The following is a 21,901-nucleotide window of genomic DNA, read 5'->3' on the forward strand; positions in this document are numbered from 1 at the left end:
CCGCAAACACCGGCGACACCGAAAGAAGCTCACGCCCCATCCCCAACCACTGCCACCCCTGACCCGGGAACACCAACGCCACCCGACCCGAACCACCCGACCCCGACCCCGACACCACACCCGAAACCGACACCGAACCACCCGAAACCATCACCTCATCCAACGCCCCCAACAACACCCCACACTCCGAACCCACCACCGCCACCCGATGCCGCAACACCGGACGCGACAACAACGACCGACCCACCACCACCGGATCAGCCCCCACCTCCCGCACAAACCCAGCCAACACACCCGCCTGCGCGCGCAGTTCGGATTCGGAGTCGGCGGACAGTGTCCAGGTGGTGGTCTGCGGGGCGGGGAAGTCCTGGTACCAGTAGTCCTGGTGCTCCCAGGGGTAGGCAGGCAGCTCGACGGGAGTGCCCGTGGGCGTGGCCGAGGAGGTCGGCCGGTGCCCGCCGACGAAGAGCTCGGCGGCCAGCAGGGCCGGTGTGGTGTCCTCGCCCAGGACGTCCGCGGTGAGGTCGCACCAGGAGTCGGACGCTTCCGGCAGTCCGGCGACCGGGGCGTCGCCGAGGCAGCGCCGCAGGGCGTCGGCCGAGGTCAGCCGACCGGAGGCCCAGGCGGCTGCGACGGCACCCGGGCCCTCGCCGATCGCGTCGTCCACCGTGACCCCGAACGAACGCAACGCCTCCGTAGCGGCGGCCTGGTGGCAGAACGTCATCGCGGGTGTGTCGTCGTACGGGGCGGCGGGCGATCCGCCGAGCGTCTCCAGGAGACGTACGTACTCGTCCAAGGCACGGGCGTACGCCGGGGAAGCGGCGGCCCAGCCTTCCAGCGTGGCGCGGGCGGGAAGCCCGGGGCCGTAGCGCAGCGCCACCGTGGACAGTTCTCCGCGCTCGGCCTGGCCGGTGCGGGCGGTGGCAGGGACTTCGCCGAAGGAGGCCTCCTCCAGAGCGGCGGCGAGCGACTGGGCGTCGGAGCCCACCACTGCGATGCGGTGCTCGAGCCAGGCCCGGCGGTGGGTGGCCGTGTGGACCAGGTCGTCCAGACGCTCGGGGAGCGTGTCGAGCCGCTCGGCCGTGCGCAGCGCCACCGACCGCAGGGCGGCCGGCGTGGCGGCGCTGACCAGCATGACGCGCTCGTGCGGCTCAGCGGCCGACGGCACGGGCGGCCGTACGGTGGCCGGGTACTGCTCGACGAGGACGTGGGCGTTGCTTCCGCTGAAGCCGAAGGCGCTCACCCCGGCGCGTGCGGGCCGGCCGTGCTCGGGCCACGGCTGCGGCTCGTGCACCAGGGCGACGGGCAGCCGGTCCCAGTCGATGCGGGTCGAGGGCTTCTCCACCAGGTGCGGGGGAAGCTCGCCGTGCCGCAGGGCGAGGACGACCTTGAGCAGGCCCACCGCGCCCGCCGCCGCGCCGAGGTGCCCGACGTTCGCCTTGGCCGAGCCGATCAGCAGCGGGTGTTCGGGGGAGCGGCCCGCGCCGAGCGACTCGGCCAGCGAGCTGACCTCGATCGGGTCGCCCAGCGGGGTACCCGTTCCGTGGGTCTCCACGTAGTCCACTTCGTGGGGAGCCCAGCCGGCCCGCTCGACGGCCTTGCTGACGACCTCCACCTGCGCCACCGGGTTGGGCACGGTGAGACCACCGGTCGCGCCGTCCTGGTTGACGGTGCTCGCGCGCAGCACGGCGTGGATCTCGTCGCCGTCGCGCACCGCGGCGGACACCCGCTTGAGGACGAGGACCACGGCACCCTCACCGCAGGCGAACCCGTCGGCGCTCTCGTCGAACGTCTTGCACCGGCCGTCCGGCGCGAGGGCGTTGCTCGCTGCCATCGACGCGAGGAGCGGGCTCGGCGCGACGATGGCACTGGCACCGCCCACCACGGCCATTTCGCAGTCGCCGGCGCGCAGTGCCTGGGAGGCCAGGTGCACGGCGGTCAGCGCGGATGAGCACGCGGTGTCGACGGTCATGCTCGGCCCGCGCAGCCCGAGGATGTACGAGAGGCGTCCCGCCAGGGCGGCGAAGGACGTACCGGTGCCGTGGTAGAGGTTCAGGCTCTCGCTGTCCATGTCACGGGCGACCAGATACTGGTAGTCGGCCATCGACAGACCGGCGTAGACGCCGACCGGCTGCGCCTCCAGGGTGTCCGCCGGGCATCCGGCGTGCTCCAGTGCCTCCCAGGAGGCCTCGAGGAAGAGCCGCTGCTGGGGGTCGAGCAGCTTGGCCTCGCGCGGCGAGATCCGGAAGAACGGCGCGTCGAACGCGGCGATGTCGTCGAGGTAGGAGCCGGGGAGCGCGGCCAGACCGTCGAGTTCGGCCCAGATCGGGTCCCTCAGACGCTCGGCGGGAAACTCGCCGACGGTGCTCTTGCGTCCGTGCAGCAGCTCCCAGAACTCCTGCGGCGTGGACGCACCCGGCAGCCGGCAGCTCATGCCGATCACGGCGATGCCTTCCTCGGCGGTGCTTTCTTCGGCGGTGCCCTCTTCGGCGAGGGCCGTCCGAGATGCGGCCGGGGTGGACGTGGTGGCGGCGGGTGCCGGCGCGGGGCTCGGGGCCGGGGCGGCTTCGGGAACCGTCGTGGCGGCCGGGGTCTGCGGCACCAACTGGGCGAGGTATTCCGCGAGTCCGTTCACCGTCGGGTGCTCGAAAATGACCGTCGTCGGCAGTATGACGCCGAGCCGCGTCTCCAGCTGGGAGCGCAGGCCCACGGCCGTGGCCGAGTCGAGTCCCTGCTCGAAGAGGCCGCGCCGACGGGCCACCGGCTGGTCGGCGGAGAGGCCGAGGAGCTGGCGGACGATGCCGGTGACCAGCTCGCCGATCCGGCCGACATCGGCTGGGGTCGCCGCACGGAGGGCGGCGGATGCCTGGGCAGGAGGCGTCGCGGATGCGGCCACCGGGACCGGGGCGAGGGGGGCCTGAGCAGGGACCGGTGCCCCGCTGGGCTCGGCGTACATCTCGGATGTCACCTGTCCCTGCTCGTCGAGCAGGGACAGTCGTATCCGGGCGGGCGCCGTGCCGTCGGCGGCGGACGATGTCCGGGCCGGGAGGGCGTCCGGGGCGGACCGGCTGCCGGTCGGAGCCGTGACGCCCTGGGCGCCGCGCTCCACGCCGGGCAGCCAGTAGCGGCCCTCACCCCAGGACGGCACGGGCAGGGTGCGGTAGTGCGTCGGGCGTCCGGTCACCGCCGACCAGGTCACCGGGACCCCCGCGGTGTGCAGCAGGGCCAGTGCCCGGTGGGCGGCTAGCGTCGCCGGAGTGTTCTCGTCGAGCACCGCGAGCGCGGGCGCCCGGCGCTCGTGCCGTCGCTGGGCCTCGGTGAGCGTGGCCACCAGCTCGGAACGGGCGCCGATCTCGACCAACGGGCGGTCCTCCTCGGCGAGCAGCTCGTCCAGGGCGGGCCGCAGGCTGGCCGGTCCGGTCAGCGCGCGGGCCCAGTACGCCGCGTCGAGGAGCGGGGCATCGGTGCCGGCATCGACGGTGGACCGCATCCGCAGGGCGGGCGGCTCTGGGGCGAGCGAGCCGAGTTCCGCCTCCAGACGTGGGGCGAGGCCCGCGGCGAGCGGACCGTACGTCACGAAGCCTTCCTCCAGCGGGCGGCACTGGAGCCCGAACGCCGTCAGCGCCTCCATGGCCGCCGCGGCCTGCTCGGGAGCACCGGCGACGACCAGGGAGCCCGGTCCGTCGACGGCCACCACGGCGACCGTCGGGGCGGCGGCAGCGAGCACCTCGGTCACGACGGCCTCCGTGCCGGACACCGCGAACGGCGTGCCGAGACCGGCGACTTCACCGACGACACCGGCCAGGCGCAGGATCACCGTGGTGGCATCCGTCAACGTCAGCGTGCCCGCCACGTGCGCTGCGGCGACCTCGCCGGGACCCTGTCCGATGACCACCTCTGGTGTCACACCCCGGGACGTGAGCCAGCGGGCCGTCGCCACCTGGGCGGCGAAGACGGCGGGCCTGATGAGTCCGGGGGAGCGGGGGGCGTCCGGGAGCCCGTCCGCGCGCAGTTCGTCGAGTAGCGACCAGCCCGCCTCGGCGCGGATCAACTCAGCGATCTCGTCCAGGACTTGACGTACCGTCTCGTCGGAGTCGTAGAGATCCATGACAGTGCCCGGCCACCGGACGTCGTCACCGGAGAAGACGAACACCGCTCCGGGCGCGCAGTCGGGGTCCGGGACATGACCCGAGAAGGCCGCGTCGCCCGCACCGTCCGGGGAGTCGAGAACGCTCAGGACTTCCTCGCGGTCCTCGCCGACCACGGCATAGCGGTACGACTCGTGGGTGCTGCGGGTGGCGGTCGATGCCGCGAGCTCGGCGAGGCCCGCCTCGTCGGTGTCCGCCGCGAACTCCCGTAGCAGGGCCACCTGTTCGGCAAGGCCGTCGCCCGTGGAGGCCGACGCCATCAGCGTGTAGGGGTGGCCGGCGGGCCGATCAGCAGGGGCCGGTGCGGGCGTGGGCGGCGCCTCCAGGACTACGTGCACATTGGTGCCGCTGAGTCCGAAGGCGCTGACACCGGCCCTGACCGGCCGGTCCTCCGGGGCGAGCACGGTGTTCTCCGTCGCGACGGTGAGCGCGCCGCCGCGCCAGTCGACGCGCGGGTTGAGCCGCTCGACGTACGGCTGCCGGGAGACCGTGCCCGAGTTGACCACCCACACGGACTTCAGCAGACCGCCGATGCCCGCGGCGGCGTCCATGTGCCCGAGCAGCGCCTTGTGCGAGCCGATCAGCAGGGGGTTGCGCTCGTCGCGCCCCTCGCCGTACACGTCGCCGATCGCGTCGACCTCGATGACGTCGCCGATCGCCGTGCCGGTGCCGTGCGCCTCCACGTAGTCGACGTCGGTGGCGGTGAGGCCGGATCGGCGCAGAGCGGTGCGCAGCAGATCAGCCTGTGCGAGGGAGTTGGGGACGGTCAGGCCGAGGCTCGTTCCGTCGTTGTTGGTGGCCGAGCCCCGGATGACCGCGTGGATGCGGTCCCGGTCGGCGAGCGCGTCGGAGAGCCGCTTGAGCACCACGATGCCCGCGCCCTCGCCCCGCACGATGCCGTCGGCGTCCGCGTCGAAGGGACGGCAGCGGCCGGACGGGGAGATCGCGCCGGCCTGACTGAGGAAGACGCTGATGTCCGGGGTGATGAGCAGGCTGACGCCACCGGCCACGGCCGTGTCGCACTCGCCGGTGCGCAGGCTCTGGCACGCCTGGTGCACGGCGAGCAGCGAGGACGAGCAGGCCGAATTGACCGTACTGACCGGGCCGTTGAGGTCGAAGGAGTAGGCGAGACGGCCGGCCGCGAAGCTGGCCTCCAGGCCGCTGACATGGTGCCGGCCGATCTCGTTCACGCCGAGGGTGCGCGCGTGCAGCAGTTCGTAGTCCCGGGCGAGCAGGCCAAGGACGACGGAGGTCCGGGTGCCGCGCCACTCCTCGCGCGGGCGGCCCGAGTCCGCCATCGCCTCCCAGGCGACCTCAAGGACGAGGCGCTGCTGGGGGTCGAGCAGGCTCGCCTCGCGCGGGCTGATCCCGAAGTAGCGGGCGTCGAACCGGTCGATGTCGTCGAGGAAGGCACCCCGCCCGTTCGAGATCCCGCCCGGCTCACCGGCGCGGTCGGCGTGCTCGCGCCCCCACCGGTCCGCGGGTACGTCCGTGAAGGTGTCCGTCGCGTCGGTCAGCAGCCGGCCGAACGCGTCGAGGCTCCTGATCCGCCCGGGGAAGCGGCATCCCGCGCCCACGATGGCGATGGGCTCCATCGCGCTGCCGGACTGTGTTCCCTTGTCGGAATCAGTGCTCATCAGTTCCCTCCGAATTGGACAGGGCCCGGAAGTGGGAGAAGCCGTCGGCGCGGGACATCGTCGGCGCTGGGCAACGGCCCGGCGATGCTATGGACGGCCGTCACGGGGTGTCAGCCCCTACCGGCCCCCTAAAGGCGGGACCGCACCAGAGAGGCGGGGCCGCGCCCGGTCCGGGATTGCTTATAGGGGTGGTTCACGGGTACCGGCCGCGGGGACTGTCTCGCGAAGCTGAGAGCAATCCGTTTTCGCTCACGGGGCCCGATGGGCGCCCGGCGCACTCGGTAGCCGTGCCCAGGTCTTACACAGCGAGGAGTCCGCACATGCAGGGGAGAGTCGCAGTCGTCACCGGGGCCGCCGGTGGCATAGGGGCGGCGGTGGTCCGAGTGCTCGCCGAGCAGGGGGCGGTGGTGGCCGCCGTCGACCTCATGGCCGACCGCCTCGAGGTCATGGTCAAGGAACTGGGCGCCGACGGGCTGACCGTCCACGCCTTCCCGGCCGACGTCTCCGATCCCGACGAGGTGCGCGCGGTCGTCCGGGAGGTGGAGGAGCGCCTCGGGCCGGTGGACCACCTGGCCAACGCGGCCGGTGTGCTGCGCCCGGCGGGCATCGGCGACATCACGGCCGCCGACTGGGGCGACACCTTCGCGGTGAACGCGACCGGCGTCTTCCTGATGTCCCAGGCGGTCGTGGAGGGGATGGTCGCCCGTTCCTCGGGCTCGATCGTCACCATCGCCTCCAACGCCGCGGGTACCGCCCGTACGAACATGGCGGCCTACGCGGCGTCCAAGGCCGCGGCGCTCACGTTCACCAAGTGCCTGGGCCTCGAGGTCGGGCGGCACGGGGTGCGCTGCAACGTGGTGAGCCCCGGCTCGACCGACACGGCCATGCTGCGCACCCTGTGGGCGGGCGCCGACGGCGCCCAGGACGCCATCGACGGGAACCTGGCCGCGTACAAGGTCGGCATACCGCTGCAGAAGATCGCCAGGCCCGAGGACATCGCGGACGCCGTGGTCTTCCTGCTCTCCGACGCGGCAGGGCACGTCACCCTGGAGAACCTCACCGTGGACGGGGGCGCCACGCTGGGCGTCTGACGCCCCGTCCGGAACACGAAGCCGGCCGCCCCGCACATGCGGGGCGGCCGGCTTTCGTCCGGGACGGGACGGCGTCAGTCGGAGTTCATGTTGCCCTGGCCGAAGCCGACCGTCTGCTGCCCGGTGTCCGTCGCCGTTTCCTCCAGCGGTACGTAGCGGGTGGTGCGCCCGGCGGCCGTGCGGTAGCGGTTCCAGTCCGCGCGGGCCAGGGCGGCGTACGCCCCTGAGCCGGTCAGGACCTCCGAGACGGCGTCGAACACGGCGCCGACCGGGGCCGGATGCAGGCCCCACGCGGCGAGTTCGGCCACGGTGTCGCCGTCGGCCTCCCGCCACGGCCCGCAGGCCAGACTCACCGTCGTCGAACCGGCCGCCCGCCGGTGGCGGGCCAGCCCGTCGGCGTACTCGGCCGCCGCCGTCGCGACCGCCGTACCTGCCTTGCCGGGCAGGGTGGCGAACGGCGAGCACAGGACGAGGAAGTCGAGCTCACCGGCCTGCTCGTGGAGCAGTCGGGGAACGGCCACGGCCTGTTCCAGTGCCCGCTCGAAGCCGGCGGGATCCCAGTCGGCCAGGGCCAGTTCGGGCGCCGCGGCCGCCAGGTGCACGACACCCCGCACGGTGGGTGCGTCACGCTTCAGGGCCGCCGCGACCTCGGCGGGGTCGTCGCCGGTCCGCTCCACTTCGGCGGCTCCGTGCGCGACGAGCCAGTCGGCCACCGCGCCTGCTTCAGGACCGTCACCGACGACGAGGTAGGCGGCACCCGCACGGACCATCGGCCCGGTGTCCTGACGGGCCGTCCGACCGGCGGCCCCGCCCTTGAGCGCCCGCTCCCGCAGCCGCGCCTCGTACCAGCGTCCGCCGCGCGACGACAGCCGGCCCGATCCGCCGAGCTGCGCGGCACGGCCCAGCAGCTCGGCGGCGTCCGGCAGGGCATCGGTGACGTCCAACTCGACCGACACACAGTTCAGTTCGGGGTGCTCCCAGGCGGTCGTCCGCGCCAGGGCGGAGCCGAGCCCGGCACCAGGCTCCGCAGGGGCGGACGCAGCCGTGGAGCAGACCACGACGGCAGGCTCCTCCGCCGCGCAGGACCGCAGGAAGCCACGCAGCAGCCGGAACTCGCGCCCGGCCGTGCCGTCGTCATGGAGGAGCAGCCCGGCGATGGTGGTGCCTCGCCCGGCGAGTTCCTTGCGGATCTGCTCGAACGGTTCCTCCACGCCCATGTCCAGCGGCAGCACACCGTCCTCGTCCCCGGTCGGCTCCCCGGCGGACATCAGCGAGAACGCGGACACACCGGCCAGCGCGAGCTGTTCGCGCCAGCGTCCGGCGAGCTCGGCGTCGCCGCTGTGGATCAGCCAACTGCCCTCGCGCGCACCGGGCAGGGCGGTGCGCAGGGGACCGGGCACGGGCTGCCACACGAGCTCGTGCGCACGCAGCTCGACGGCGGCCGTCGGCGGCTCGTCCCGCGCGGCCGGGCGAAGCCGCAGCCCCTCGGCCACCAGCAGCGGTTCGCCCTGCTCCGACGTCACTTCGAGCGTCACCGAGCCGTCGTCGCACCGGTTCGCCGCGACCCGCACGGTGCCGGGCAGCGGGCCGTGCACGGTGAACCGGTCGATCGAGCCGACGGTGCGCAGCCGCACCGCCGCGTCGTCATCGGCGGCCAGCGCCGCGATCCGGAAGACGGTCTCGAGCAGCAGGGGAGAGAGCTGCCAGGGGCCGGCCGCCGCAGTGCCTTCGCGCTCCACCACGGCTTCGGCGTGGCCGGGCCCGGTGTGCAGCCCGGTGACACGGCCCGCCTCGGGATCGTCCGCCACGCCGAGCCGCCACAGCCGCTGCCGCCACTGCTCGGCGTCGTACTCCTCGGCCTTGGCGCGCGTGCCGGAAGGCCGGGCGTCCGGGCCACTGACGAGGGCGGTGAACGACGGCTGCCAGGCGTCACCGGCGCTGACGAAGCCCCGCACCCGCTCGCCGTCCGCCCGCTGTTCCCTGACGGCCTGCAGGGTGAGAGCCCTGCTGTCGCCGGGCAGTTCCGGTACGTCGTGCAGGCGCACCTCGCGCAGGGTGCGCGGGGTGTCCATGTCCTGCGGCGCGTGGCCGTGCCGGGCCGTCGCGAGCGCCCAGTCGACCAGAGCGGCGGGGGAGAGCAGCGCGGTGCCGTGCACCCGCGGCAGCGCCGCGGAGGGCGGGGTGCCGTCGGTGATCCGTGTGCCGAACCAGCGGTCACCGCCGGTGGCCAGCTCGATCGGGACGCCGAGCAGCGGGTGGGCGAAGGCCGACGGCTGCGGCTGCGGGGCGGCGCCGTCCGGCGGGACGAGCCAGTGGCGGCGGCGCTGGAAGGGGTAGGTGGGCAGGTCAGCCCGGCGGGCGATGTGCCCTTCGAGGGCGGGCTCCCAGTCCACGCCGACCCCGTCGGCGTACAGCGAAGCCAGCGCGGACAGCAGCGCGCGCGCCTCGCCGCCCGGCCCCTGGGACCCGGCGAGCAGGCTCACCGGGAGCAGGGTGCGTCCCGGGTCGCCGTGACCCGCGGCGGCGCGGGCGACCAACGGGGCGAGGGCAGCCTCGGGGTCCAGGTCGACGAACCGGGTCACGCCCTGGGCGAGCAACTGCCTTACGGTGTTGAGGAAGTGGCTGGGCAACCGGAGGCGCTCCGCCCAGAACGCGGCGTCGCGCAGGCGCTCAGGAGTGATGGTCTGTCCGTCGCCCGTGGAGACCAGCGGGACCTGTGGCTCGCTCGGGGACAGCCCGGCGACCGTGCGCGCCAGCAGAGCGTTGACGGGCGACTCGGTCCCGGCGGGCCGGACGGCGAGGGCGGCCTGGAGCACACGGACGTCGCGTCCTCGGGAGCGCCAGCGTTCGGCGAGCCCGGTGACCGCGTCCGGGCGCCCGGTCAGGAGCGTGGCGCCCGGCTCGTCCACTGCGGCGACGAGGACCGCGTGTTCGGCCAACTCCGGTTCGTGGCGCAGTTCCTCCTCCCCGGCCCGGATCCACACCGACGCCAGGTCGGCCGTGGCGTCATCGCCGTCGGCCTGGGCCAGGGCGGTCGCCAGCGCGCAGGAGTCGGCGAGGGAGAGCGCCCCGGCGGCGTGCGCGGCGGCGACCTCACCCAGGCCGTGCCCGGCAAGCCGCCGCGGCGCCACGCCGAAGCCCGTCACCAGCCGGTGCAGGGCGACTTGCAGGGCGAAACCGGCGAGCCGGGCCGACACCGGCGACTCGTACGGCCGCCCGGCGTCGAGCAGTCCGGCACGCACCGACGCGTCGAGCTGCCCGCACACCTCGTCAAGGGCGCGGGCGAACAGGGGGAACGCCTCGTACAGCTCACGGGCGGTGCCGGGCCGCGCCGGGGCGTCGCCCGTGAAGAGAAGCGCCGTGTGCCCGCGCGGATCGGCGCCGCCCTGTGCCACACCGTCGGCCACGTGCCCGGCCGCGAGGGCGTCGAGACGCGTAAGGAGCTCATCGCGGTCGTCGCCGACGACGACGGCGCGGTGCCGGAACGAGGAGCGGCCGCGGACCAGGGCGGCGGCGGTGTCCCGCGGATCCGTGTCCGCGACCGCCTCGCGCAGCCGGGCCGCCAGCTCGCGCAGCGCCCCCGGTGTCCGCGCGGACAGCGGCCAGGCCACCGGCGCGGTGGCGGGGGCGGGGACAGCGGCGGGGGAGTGCTCGGCGGGCTCCTCGGCCGGCGGCTCCTCCAGGATCAGGTGCGCGTTGGTCCCGCTCAGGGTCAGACAGGACACGGCGGCTCGGCGCACCCGCTCCCCGGCCCGCCAGGGGCGTGCCTCGGCGGCCACTTCGACCGTGCCCGCCGACCAGTTGGCGTGTGTGGTGGGCGCGTCCATGTGCAGCGTCGCCGGCACGCGCTCGTGCAACAGCGCCATCACCAGCTTGGTGATGCCGGCGATCGCGCCGACCGTCTGGGTGTGCCCGATGTTGGACTTCACCGAGCCGAGCAGCACGGGGTGTTCGGGCGAGTGTTCGCTGCCGTACACAGTGATGACGGAACTGGCCTCGACCCCGTCGCCCAGGGCCGCGCCGACACCGTGGCCCTCGACCACGTCGACGCTCTCGGCGGACAGCCGGGCGTCGGCGAGCGCCTGGCGGATGACGCGTTCCTGGGCCTGGCCGCGCGGGGCGGACATGCCGTTGGTGGCGCCGTCCTGGTTGATCGCCGAGCCGCGGATGACGGCGAGCACCGGATGGCCGTTGCGCCGCGCGTCCGACAGCCGTTCGAGGAGCAGCATCCCCGCGCCCTCGGACAGACTCACCCCGTCGGCCGAGGCTGCGAAGGACCGGGAACGGCCGTCCGACGACAGCTTCCCCGTCCTGCGGAACTCCATCAGGGTGGTGGGCAGCGACATCACCGCGGCCCCGCCGGCCAGCGCCAGCGTGCACTCGCCGTTGCGCAGCGCCTTGGCGGCCAGATGGACGGCCACCAGCGAGGACGTGCACTGGGTGTCCACCGTGACGGCCGCGCCCAGCAGACCCATCAGATAGGCGACCCGGCCCGAGCCCGCGCCCACCGAGTTGCCGAAGCCGAGGTAGCCCTGGACGTCCGGGCCCGGCGGCTCGCGCAGCAGCAGCGGATAGCCGCCGAACTGCAGTCCCGCGTACACGGCCGTACGGGTCTCCTTGGCGGACAACGGGTCGATTCCGGCCCGCTCGAACGCCTCCCAGGAGGTCTCAAGGAGGAGCCGCTGCTGCGGGTCGGTGGCGCGTGCCTCGGCCGGGTCCATACCGAAGAACTCGGCGTCGAACTCGTCGGCGCCGTCGAGGAATCCGCCGCGCAGCTCCGGCATGGCACCGGCCAGATTCCAGCCCCGGTCCTCCGGCAGACCCGTGATCACGTCCTCGCCGCCGTCGACGAGCCGCCACAGGTCCTCCGGCGAGCGCACGTTCCCGGGGAACCGGCAGCCGATCCCGATGATCGCCACCGGCTCCCGGGTCTTCGCCTCCTCGACCGCCAGCCGCCCGCGCGCCTGCCGCAGCTCGGCCGTCGCCTTCCTCAGGTACTTCTGAAGTTTCTCTTCGTCCGCCATGCGGCGTTCGGCTCCTCAGAACAAGACGGCCCCCGGCCGGTGCCGCGGCTTGGGGCGCAGCACCGGCCGGCGGCCGCAGGGGTTGGTACGGGGTATGCGGCAGGGACCGCTCACAGCTCCGAAAGGGGCGTCAGCTGGCAGTCCTGGATGTCGTACAGCTTCCAATCGCCGTTGACCTCGACGTACGCCTCCAGCTTGAAGTGGCGCTCGTCGATCGGTACGTACGAGTCCTTGGAGCGGGTGCGCACGCCCACCTCCCCCAGCACGTGCTCACCGATGAACTCCAGGTGGTCGCCCTGCCAGCCGGGCGACGTCGAGACGCCGAGCGTGCCCAGGGTGTCCATGTAGTACGTCTCGAAGTGCTGGTCGACCTCGCTCCAGCCGATGATCCACTTGCCCTCGAGCTTCGGCGAGCCGTCCGCGTAGGTCGACTTGAGGTCCATCTGGTAGTAGTGCCCGCCCATGATCGGCTGGGTCAGGGCCTCCATCTTCACGCCGGTGTCGAAGGCGACGGTCATCTTGCCGAGCAGGAAGTCCAGTTCCTTCATCCGCGGCGAGACACCGGTGTCCTTCTTGACGGGCCGGGCGGTCGGACGGTGGTTGTCCAGGTAGTCCGCCACCTTCTCGTCGTCGTCGGCGGGGGCGGTCTGCGTGTTCTCCGTCATTACGGCTCCTCTTGTGCGTCCGGGATCGGGGGGTGTGTGGTCAGGCGCCTGGCCGGGCCGCGAGGCCGCGGACCGTCGAGGCGATCGTGCGTACGCTCTTCAGATCCCGCGCGTTGATGCGCGACGGCGGGACCTTGACGCCCAGCTCGTCCTGGATGTGGTTGAGGAGCAGCACGGTGTTGAGGGAGTTGAGCACTCCCCAGGCGAGCAGCGGGGTGTCCTCCTCCAGCTCGCCCTTGGGGTCACCGTCCAGGAAGCGCTCACGGATGAACGCGATGATGGTTCGGGTGACCTCGTCGGTTCCGGTCGTGCGGTCGGTCATCTGGCTTTCCTTCCGATGCGGTGCGAGGTCACTGAAGTCCGGCGGCGAGCGCGGCGCGGTCGGCCTTGCCGTTGCGGGTGCGGGGCAGTTCGGCGGTGACACGGAACTCGTCGGCCACCATGTAGCGCGGCAGCCGCTCGGCGCAGTGCCGGCGCAGCGCGAGCACCCCCAGGTCGCAGTCCTTGGCGGGCACCACGAAGGCCACCAGGCGGGCCTCGATGCCGCTGCCCACCACCAGGACCACGGCCTCGGCCACCGCGGGGTGCGCGGTCAACGCCGCCTCGACGTCGCCCAGTTCGATGCGGTGTCCGCGGACCTTCACCATGTGGTCGCGCCGGCCGACGTAGTCGAAGACGCCGTCCGGAAGAACCCGCACCACGTCGCCGGTGGGGTACGGCTCCCGGTGCGGCGGCCGGCCCCAGTAGCCCAGCATCACCGTCGGGCCGTCCGCGACCAGTTCGCCCTCCTCGCCGGGGCCGCACACCCCGCCGTCGGGCCGCCGCGCCCAGACTCGGTCGCCGGAGCAGGCGGCACCGATCGGCACCGGCCGGTCGCGCTCCAGGTCCTGCGGCCGCACCTCGTGGAAGGTGCAGACATTGGTCTCGGTGGGGCCGTACAGATTGAGCAGCCGGGCCCGCGTCCACCCGGCGAGCGTGCGCACCTGGGCGATGGGGAACGGTTCCCCGGCGAACAGCACCGCGCGCAGACCGGCCGGAGGCCGCCGGTCCAGCAGGCCTCCCTCACGCATCATCAGCGTGAGCGCGGACGGCACCGAGTACCAGACGGTGATCTCCCGGTCATGCAGGAAGTCGACCAACTGGGCTGGAGCGTAAGCGAGTTCGGAGGCGACCAGATGGACCGAAGCGCCCACGGAGAACGCCGCGTACAGGTCGAGGACCGACAGGTCGAAGTTGAGCGGCGCGTGGTTGGAGAACCGGTCCGCGGGCCCGGGGGAGAGCTCCTCGACCGCCCACTCGACGAAGGCCAGCGCGTTGCGGTGGCTGATGCACACACCCTTCGGCGTGCCCGTCGACCCTGAGGTGTAGAGGATGTACGCCAGTGCGTCCGCGTCGACCTGCTCGTCGATCCGGGCGTCCTGCGGCTCGTCCGTGCCCAGCCGCTCCGCCGCCGTCAGCTCGGCAAGGGCGATCTCGCTCCCGAGCAACTCACCCAGCGGTCCGGTGCGTTCATCGGTCGTCAGCACCACCCGGGCCGCACAGTCCCGGGCCAGCACCGCGACCCGGTGCTCAGGGGCCGAACCGTCGGCGGGCACGTAGGCGGCGCCGAGCCGCAGTACGGCCTGCATGGCCGCGATCATCGCGGCCGACTTCTCCGCCCAGATCACCACACGGTCGCCGCGGGTCACGCCGATCGCCCGCAGCCCGCGGGCGATCCGGTCGGCCCGGGAGTCCAGCTCCCTGTAGGTCAGTTCGCGGTCGTCCGCCACGACGGCCGTACGGTCGCCGTGGACCTTCGCCGCCTCGATGGCGAGTCGATGGAGTGTCACAGTCCCAGGCCCTTCGCGATGAGCTCGCGCTGGATCTCCGTGGTCCCGGAGAACAGCGTGCTGGGCACCGAGTCGCGCAGCTGCTCCTCGGCGCCGCCGGCCAGATAGCCGCGGCCGCCGAACAGCTGCACGGCGACCGTGGAGTTGGCGACGGCAGCCTCTGAGACCGCGATCTTCGACATGGCGACCGCGGCCACATGCTCTTGGCCCTCGTCCATCAGCCAGCAGGCGCGGTACAGCAGAAGGCGGGCGCTCTCAAGGCGCTGCCGCATCTCAGCGATCTTGTGGGAGACACCCTGGAACTCCCCGATGCGCTGCCCGAACTGCCGCCTCCCGGTGGCGTGTTCGACGACCTGTCCGAGCTGGCGCTCCATCATGCCGAGGTAGATGGCGAACAGACAGGCCCGCTCCCAGACCATGGAGTGCTGGAAGATCGCCGAGCCCTGTCCCTCCTCGCCCAGCAGATACTCCTCGGGCACCGCGCACTCCTCGAAGTGCACCCGCCCGGCCAGACAGCCCTGCAGGCCCATCTTCGGCAGCGGCGCACCCACGCCGACCCCCGGCAGCCGGCTCGGCAGCGCGAAGGCCGACATGCCGAGGAAGCCGGCGTCCGGGTCGGTCACGGCGTAGCTGACCAGCACATCGGCGACCGGCGCGTTGCTGGCCCACGACTTCTCGCCGTTCAGCACGTAACCGGAACCGGCGCGCCGGGCTCTCGTCCGCATCCCGCTGACGTCCGAACCGGCCTCGTCCTCCGTCATCGCGTTGGCGGCGATCAGCTCGCCGGAGGCCAGGCCTGCCAGCAGCTCGCCCCGTGCCTTGTCCGACACGAAGTCCCGCACCGGCACGGCACAGGCCAGCAGATGCGCGGCCACCGCGAATGCCAGACCGGTGTCCTGGCAACCCCGGCCGAACGCCTCGAGACTCAGCGCCGTGTCCAGCGCGCCGAGACCGCCGCCGCCCGCATCCCGCGGCAGACACAGACCGGTCAGACCCAGCCGGCCGGCCTCACGGAACGCCGCACGCGTCGCCTCGGGACCGTCGGGGGCCACGGGTCCCCGGCCCCAGCGCGCGCTCACTTCCTCAAAAATGCGGTCGCAGCGTTCTCGCTGCTCGGGAGAGAGTCCAAAATCCATGGGCGAGGGAAACCTCATCATGAAGAGTCGCATTATCCGGAGCCCGGACGGGTTGCCGGATAAGCGCGAAGCGGGTGGACGGGAAAATTGCGGCCGCTCTTCCGAATGAGCGTCGTAACGCCTGAGGACACTAGGCGGGGGCGTTTTCGGGAGTCACCCCCTATCGGGCCCCTAACTCTGTCCGGCCGCCGATGCGGGCACCCGGCCACCCGTCCGGTAGGGGTGTCCGAAATCGCCCCCGCCACCGGGTCATCCTCCGGCCCGCGCATGTTAGGGGTTTCCCGGCCGACCGCCGCTGGCCCACCATGGGGCCGCGCCCGGTCCGCCCTCGCCTCGATATCCAGGCCTGAATCCCGACGGATCAACATCCAGGGCTGAATCCCAACGGATCAACCGCAAATTCCGGCAGGTTCGATCCGCGCACCGAGCAATTCGATCTGTGCATCGCGCTAGGAGACAATTGACATGCAGCGGCTGACCGACTCGTCTCCCATTCCCGGGGAGAAGCAGTCAGCGGGGGGAAAGGCAGGGCAGCAGCCCGACTGGCAGGGCCACCCCGACCTCGCCGAGATACGCGGGGAACTTGCCACCCGCCCAGGCCTCGTCACCGCCGAGGACACGGCGGTGTTGCGCACCCTGCTCGCCGGCGTGGCCGCGGGAACCGCCCACGTCATTCAGGCGGGCGACTGCGCCGAGGACCCCGACGAATCCACCGCCGACTACGTCGCCCGCAAGAGCGGACTGCTCGACGTACTCGCCGGCACCATGCAGATGAACACCCACCGGCCCGTGATACGCGTCGGCCGCATCGGCGGCCAGTACGCCAAGCCCCGCTCCCGACCGACCGAGACCGTCGGCGGACGCGAACTACCGGTCTACCGGGGCCACTTGGTCAACAGTCCCGAACCCGACCCGGAGCTGCGCAGGCCCGACCCACGGCGCATGCTCGACTGCTACCGCGCGGCCGCCGACGTGGCCGAACACCTCGGCTGGAGCGGCACCGACCGCCACTGGCACCGCTCGCCCCGCGTCTGGACCAGCCACGAGGCACTCGTCCTCGACTACGAGAGGCCGCTGCTGCGCCACGACGGCGAGGGCAGGCTCTACCTGGCCTCCACCCACTGGCCCTGGGTCGGCGAGCGTACCCGCAGGCCCGACGGCGCCCATGTCGCGCTCCTCACCGCCGTCGCCAACCCGGTCGCGTGCAAGGTCGGACCCGGCATGACCGAGACCGACCTGCTGGAGCTGTGCGCCCGGCTCGACCCCGCAAGGGAACCGGGCCGGCTCACCCTCATCTCACGCATGGGCGCCGCCGCCGTCTCCGGTCAACTGCCCCCGCTGGTCAAGGCGGTCCACGCCGCGGGACACCCCGTGATCTGGCTCTCCGACCCGATGCACGGCAACACCGTCAGCACGCCCAGTGGACTCAAGACCCGCCACCTCGACACCGTGCTGCGGGAGGCCGAGCACTTCCAGTGCGCCGTGCGTTCCTCCGGCGGAGTGGCGGGTGGACTGCACCTGGAGGTCACCCCCGACGCCGTCACCGAGTGTGTCGGCAGCGGCAGCGGTCAGGAGCAGGTCGCCGACAAGTACACCACCCTGTGCGACCCGCGGCTCAACCCCGAGCAGGCCGTGTCCGTCGCCGCCTCCTGGACCGCGTAGAACACGCACCGCGCCCGACCCACCAGCCGAGGAAGACGATGCCTGGGATACCCCCGATCACCTCCTACCCGATGCCGACCGCGGACCAGCTGCCCGCCAACACCGTGCACTGGACCGTGGACCCCGCCCGGACCGTGCTGCTCGTCCACGACATGCAGCGCTACTTCCTGCGGGCCTTCCCGGAAGACGGCTGCCGCGACGCACTGGTCGCCAACGCGGCCCGACTGCGCAGGCGTTGTGCCGAACTCGGCATCCCCGTCGCCTACACCGCCCAACCCGGCGGCATGACCGAGGAACAGCGCGGACTGCTCAAGGACTTCTGGGGCCCCGGCATGTCCGTACGGCCCGAGGACCGCCAGATCGACGAGCGCCTCGCCCCGGCAGAAGGCGACTGGACCCTCGCCAAGTGGCGCTACAGCGCCTTCTTCCGCTCCGAACTCCTTGAGCGGCTGCGCGCCGAGGGCCGCGACCAGCTGATCCTCTGCGGTGTGTACGCCCACGTCGGCGTCCTCGTCACCGCCATCGAGGCGTACTCGTACGACATCAAGCCCTTCCTGGCCGCCGACGCCGTCGCCGACTTCTCCGCCGAGTACCACCACCAGGCCCTGGGATACGCGGCCGAACGCTGCGCCATGGTCCGCACCACCGACGACCTCCTGTCCGAGCTCGGCGGTGAACTCGTCGGCCACGCGGGGCCGGGAGCCGAACGGGGGAGTACATGGTGACGAACCCGAGGGAAGCGACGCACGCCGAATCCCCCAGCGCCGAGGAACTGCTCGGCCAGGTGCTCGCGAACCAGCTGCCCGCCTTCGTGCTGCTGCACCGCCCCGACGCCGCCGGGCACGACGGGGCCGCCGGGATCGACCTGCTGGTCGGCGATGTCTCCACCCACGCCACCCTGGACGAACTCCCCCTCCCCACCACACCGTCCGACCCCGGCAGGGCCACGTCGGACCTGTTCGTCCTGATCCCGTACCGGCAGATCGCCGAACGCGGCTACGAGTGTGTCGACGACGGCGCGCCGCTCGTCGCGATGAACGTCACCGGTCAGGCCGTGCTCCCCGTCGCCACGTTCCTCGACCAGGTCGATGACCGGCCGATCGAGGTCACGGGTGGTCACTACGACACCGACGACACCGCGTACGCCGAGATCGTCCGCCGCATCATCAGCACCGAGATCGGCGAGGGCGAGGGCGCCAACTTCGTCATCCGCCGTTCGTTCATCGCCGACATCAGCGACTTCGAACCCAGCACCGCCCTCGTCCTCTTCCGCCGCCTGCTGCAGCGCGAGACCGGCGCATACTGGACGTTCGTCGCGCACACCGGTGAGCGGACCTTCGTCGGCGCCACCCCCGAACGCCACATCACCCTCGACGACGGTGTCGCGGTGATGAACCCCATCAGCGGCACCTACCGCTACCCTCCGGCCGGTCCCACCCTCGACGGGGTCAAGCAGTTCATCGCGGACCGCAAGGAGACCGACGAGCTCCACATGGTGCTCGACGAGGAACTCAAGATGATGGCCCGTGTCTGCGACACCGGCGGCCGCGTCTCGGGCCCGCACCTGCGCGAGATGGCACGGCTCGCCCACACCGAGTACTTCATCGAGGGCCGCAGCAGCAGGGACCCGCGCGACATCCTGCGCGAGACCATGTTCGCCCCGACCGTCACCGGCAGCCCTCTGGAGAGCGCCTGCCGCGTGATCCGACGGCACGAACCGCAGGGGCGCGGCTACTACAGCGGCGTCGCCGCCCTCATCGGCCGCGACCGCCGGGGCGAGCCCTCCCTCGACTCCGCCATCCTCATCCGCACCGCGGACATCGAGAGCACCGGGCGGGTCTCGATCGGCACCGGCGCCACTCTCGTACGCCACTCCGACCCGGAGGCCGAGGTCGCGGAGACCTGGGCCAAGGCGTCCGGACTGCTTTCCGTCCTGATGACGGACGCCTCCCAACGCCTCGCCGACCACCCCGAGGTCGCCGGTGCCCTCGCGGAGCGCAGCGGCACCATCGCCGCCTTCTGGCAGTCCGGGAACCGCGAACACGAACGCCCGGACGCGGAACTGGCAGGCGTGCGTGTCCTCGTCATCGACGCCGAGGACACCTTCACCGCGATGATCAACCAGCAGCTCCGTTCCATCGGTCCTTCGGTCACCGTGCGGCGCTTCGACGAGGCGTACGACTTCGACGGCTTCGACCTCGTCATCATGGGCCCCGGCCCCGGAGACCCCCGGGACGACGAGAGCCCCAAGATCGCCCATCTGCGCTCGGCCGTCGGCACTCTGCTCGCCGAACGGCGCCCCTTCCTCGCCGTGTGCCTGAGCCACCAGGTGCTCAGCCGCGAACTCGGCCTGCCGCTGGCACCGTGCACCGTGCTCAACCAGGGTGTCCAGAAGGAGATCGACCTTTTCGGCAGCACCGAACGCGTCGGCTTCTACAACAGCTTCACCGCCCTCAGCCGGGAGGACAAGGTCGATTGGCCCGGCGTCGGCGTCGTCGAGGTCGGCCGTGACGCCTGCACCGGAGAGGTGCACGCACTGCTCGGCCCGCACTTCGGCTCCATCCAGTTCCACGCCGAATCGGTGCTCACCCAGGACGGCGTACGGATTCTCGGCACCCTCATGAAACGGGTGCTGGCGATGTAGGCGCGCTGCACTGACCGCTCCTACGCGGCGATGACCGCTCTTACGCGGCCGAGCACCGACCCGGGCACTGAATCTCAGGATCTTCGAAAGGCTGGACTGATCTCCATGGCGGACGAGCAGAAGACCGTTGAATACCTTCGGCGAGTTACTGCGGACCTGCACAAGACGCGGCGGCGTCTGCACGAGGTCGAGTCCAGCATGCTGGAGCCGATCGCGGTGGTCGGGATGGCCTGCCGTTTCCCGGGCGGGGTGCGGTCGCCCGAGGATCTGTGGGACCTGGTGGCGGGCGGCGTCGACGCCATCACCGACATCCCCGGTGACCGGGGCTGGCCGGAGGACGTTTTCGACCCGGACCCGGAGAGCCTGGGCAAGTCGTATGTCCGTCGCGGTGGTTTCCTGGACGATGTGGCGGGCTTCGACGCGGAGTTCTTCGGGATTTCGCCGCGTGAGGCGCTGGCGATGGATCCGCAGCAGCGGCTGCTTCTTGAGACCTCGTGGGAGGTGTTGGAGCGGGCGGGCCTGGATCCCCAGGCGCTGAGGGGCAGCCAGACCGGCGTGTTCGTCGGCGCTTCCACCTCGGCGTACATCCCCGACATGGACAACGTCCCCGAGAACATCGCAGGCTTCTCGATGGCGGGCAACCTGGCGAGTGTGCTGTCGGGCCGGGTGTCGTACTCGTTCGGTTTCGAGGGGCCCGCGGTGTCGGTGGACACGGCGTGCTCGTCGTCGCTGGTGGCGCTGCATCTGGCGATGCAGGCGCTGCGGCAGGGGGAGTGCAGCCTCGCTCTGTCCGGCGGTGTGGCCGTTCTGGCCAGCCCCACGCCCTTTGTCGAGTTCTCGCGGCAGCGTGGTCTGGCGCCTGATGGGCGGTGCAAGCCGTTCTCGGCGGATGCCGATGGGACGGCCTGGGGCGAAGGTGTCGGGTTGTTGGCGTTGGAGCGTCTTTCGGATGCGCGGCGTCTTGGGCACAAGGTGCTGGGTGTGGTGCGGGGTTCGGCCGTCAATCAGGATGGTGCGAGCAGTGGTCTGACGGCGCCGAACGGTCCGTCGCAGGAGCGGGTGATCCGGGCGGCGCTGGCCAATGCGGGTCTGTCGGTGTCGGATGTGGACGCGGTGGAGGCGCACGGGACGGGCACGAAGCTGGGTGACCCGATCGAGGCCCAGGCGCTGATCTCCACGTACGGACAGGACCGTGAGGGCGGACGACCCGTGCAGCTCGGCTCGGTGAAGTCCAACATCGGTCATACGCAGGCGACTTCGGGTGTGGCCGGAGTGCTGAAGATGCTGATGGCGTTGCGCCATGAGGAGTTGCCTCGGACGTTGAATGTGGGTGAGCCGTCGGCGTTGGTGGATTGGGATGCGGGGGCGTTGGAGTTGTTGACGGGGTCGGTGGAGTGGCCTCGGGGTGTGCGGGTGCGTCGGGCGGGTGTGTCGTCTTTTGGTGTGAGTGGGACGAATGCGCATGTGATCGTGGAGGAGGCGCCGGTTGAGGTGCCTGCTGTCGCCGATGGTGTGACGCCTGTGGAAGCGCCGGATCCGGTGTTGTCGGGTGGAGTGGTGCCGTGGGTGGTCAGTGGTGGCAGTGCGGGTGGGCTGGTCACGCAGGCGGGTGCGCTTGCGGGGTTCGTGCGGGAGGAGAAGGCCGAACCGGCGGCGGTGGGGCGGGCGTTGCTGGAGCGTTCGGCGTTGCGGCATCGGATGGTGGCGTTCGCCGAGGACCGTGAGGGCCTGCTGAGCGCGTTGGACTCCTTCACCGAACAGGCTGCTGCGGGCGCTGTTGCGGGCGGTGTTGCGGGTGCTGTTGTGGGTGTGGTGTCTGGGGTTGCGGTGGAGGGTGTGAAGTCGGCGTTTGTGTTTTCGGGGCAGGGGGCGCAGCGGGCGGGGTTGGGGCGGGAGTTGTATGGGCGGTCGCCGGTGTTCGCGCGGAGTCTGGATGAGGTCTGCGGGCATTTGGATGTGCTGTTGGGTTGTTCGGTGCGTGCGGTGATGTTCGCGGCCGAGGGCGAGGCGCTGTCGGCGGATCTGGACCGGACGGTGTTCACCCAGGCCGCGTTGTTCGCCTTCG

The 21,901-nt window shown here is 72.0% G+C and carries 11 protein-coding genes; 5 read left to right on the forward strand and 6 right to left on the reverse strand.

The window, feature by feature from the left end:
- A partial coding sequence (locus ABZ833_RS44995) for a beta-ketoacyl synthase N-terminal-like domain-containing protein (RefSeq protein WP_361059737.1) occupies nucleotides 1–5,785 on the reverse strand: 5,785 nt, incomplete at its 3' end.
- Nucleotides 5,786–6,105: 320 nt separating this feature from the next.
- On the opposite strand from ABZ833_RS44995, the gene ABZ833_RS45000 reads away from it, so the two are divergent.
- Nucleotides 6,106–6,876, forward strand: a complete 771-nt coding sequence (locus ABZ833_RS45000; RefSeq protein WP_361059740.1) for a 2,3-dihydro-2,3-dihydroxybenzoate dehydrogenase — start codon at nucleotides 6,106–6,108, stop codon at nucleotides 6,874–6,876.
- A gap of 74 nt (nucleotides 6,877–6,950) precedes the next feature.
- Here ABZ833_RS45000 and ABZ833_RS45005 read toward each other — a convergent pair whose 3' ends face one another.
- The 5 genes from ABZ833_RS45005 to ABZ833_RS45025 form a co-directional block, all read right to left on the reverse strand.
- A complete protein-coding gene (locus ABZ833_RS45005; RefSeq protein ID WP_361059743.1) occupies nucleotides 6,951–11,900 on the reverse strand; it encodes a beta-ketoacyl synthase N-terminal-like domain-containing protein in 4,950 nt (1,649 codons plus the stop codon).
- Between the two features lie 110 nt (nucleotides 11,901–12,010).
- Nucleotides 12,011–12,565, reverse strand: coding sequence for a DUF1579 family protein (locus tag ABZ833_RS45010; RefSeq protein ID WP_361059746.1), 555 nt, complete (start codon nucleotides 12,563–12,565; stop codon nucleotides 12,011–12,013).
- Between the two features lie 40 nt (nucleotides 12,566–12,605).
- Nucleotides 12,606–12,887 carry an acyl carrier protein gene (locus tag ABZ833_RS45015; RefSeq protein WP_361059749.1) on the reverse strand — a complete coding sequence of 94 codons (282 nt, stop codon included), beginning with the start codon at nucleotides 12,885–12,887 and terminating at the stop codon, nucleotides 12,606–12,608.
- 28 nt (nucleotides 12,888–12,915) lie between these two features.
- Nucleotides 12,916–14,394, reverse strand: coding sequence for an amino acid adenylation domain-containing protein (locus tag ABZ833_RS45020; RefSeq protein ID WP_361059751.1), 1,479 nt, complete (start codon nucleotides 14,392–14,394; stop codon nucleotides 12,916–12,918).
- Nucleotides 14,391–15,530 carry an acyl-CoA dehydrogenase family protein gene (locus ABZ833_RS45025; protein WP_361059754.1) on the reverse strand — a complete coding sequence of 380 codons (1,140 nt, stop codon included), beginning with the start codon at nucleotides 15,528–15,530 and terminating at the stop codon, nucleotides 14,391–14,393. The genes ABZ833_RS45020 and ABZ833_RS45025 overlap by 4 nt, the downstream gene beginning before the upstream one ends.
- Before the next feature lie 465 nt (nucleotides 15,531–15,995).
- Here ABZ833_RS45025 and ABZ833_RS45030 point away from each other — a divergent pair, with 465 nt between their 5' ends.
- From ABZ833_RS45030 to ABZ833_RS45045, 4 genes are all read left to right on the forward strand, one after another.
- The gene (locus ABZ833_RS45030; protein WP_361059757.1) at nucleotides 15,996–17,192 is read left to right on the forward strand and encodes a 3-deoxy-7-phosphoheptulonate synthase; all 1,197 of its coding nucleotides are present in this window, start codon (nucleotides 15,996–15,998) and stop codon (nucleotides 17,190–17,192) included.
- A 38-nt stretch (nucleotides 17,193–17,230) separates the two neighbouring features.
- The gene (locus ABZ833_RS45035; RefSeq protein WP_361059760.1) at nucleotides 17,231–17,917 is read left to right on the forward strand and encodes an isochorismatase family protein; all 687 of its coding nucleotides are present in this window, start codon (nucleotides 17,231–17,233) and stop codon (nucleotides 17,915–17,917) included.
- On the forward strand, nucleotides 17,911–19,836 hold the full coding sequence (locus ABZ833_RS45040; RefSeq protein WP_361059763.1) for an anthranilate synthase family protein: 1,926 nt from the start codon (nucleotides 17,911–17,913) through the stop codon (nucleotides 19,834–19,836). Before ABZ833_RS45035 ends, ABZ833_RS45040 begins: the two co-directional genes overlap by 7 nt.
- Before the next feature lie 105 nt (nucleotides 19,837–19,941).
- Nucleotides 19,942–21,901: beta-ketoacyl synthase N-terminal-like domain-containing protein (locus tag ABZ833_RS45045; protein WP_361059766.1), on the forward strand; the 1,960-nt coding region annotated here is incomplete at its 3' end.

The sequence above is a fragment of the Streptomyces sp. NPDC047525 genome, assembly GCF_040643025.1.
Taxonomy (GTDB): Bacteria; Actinomycetota; Actinomycetes; order Streptomycetales; family Streptomycetaceae; genus Streptomyces; species Streptomyces durmitorensis.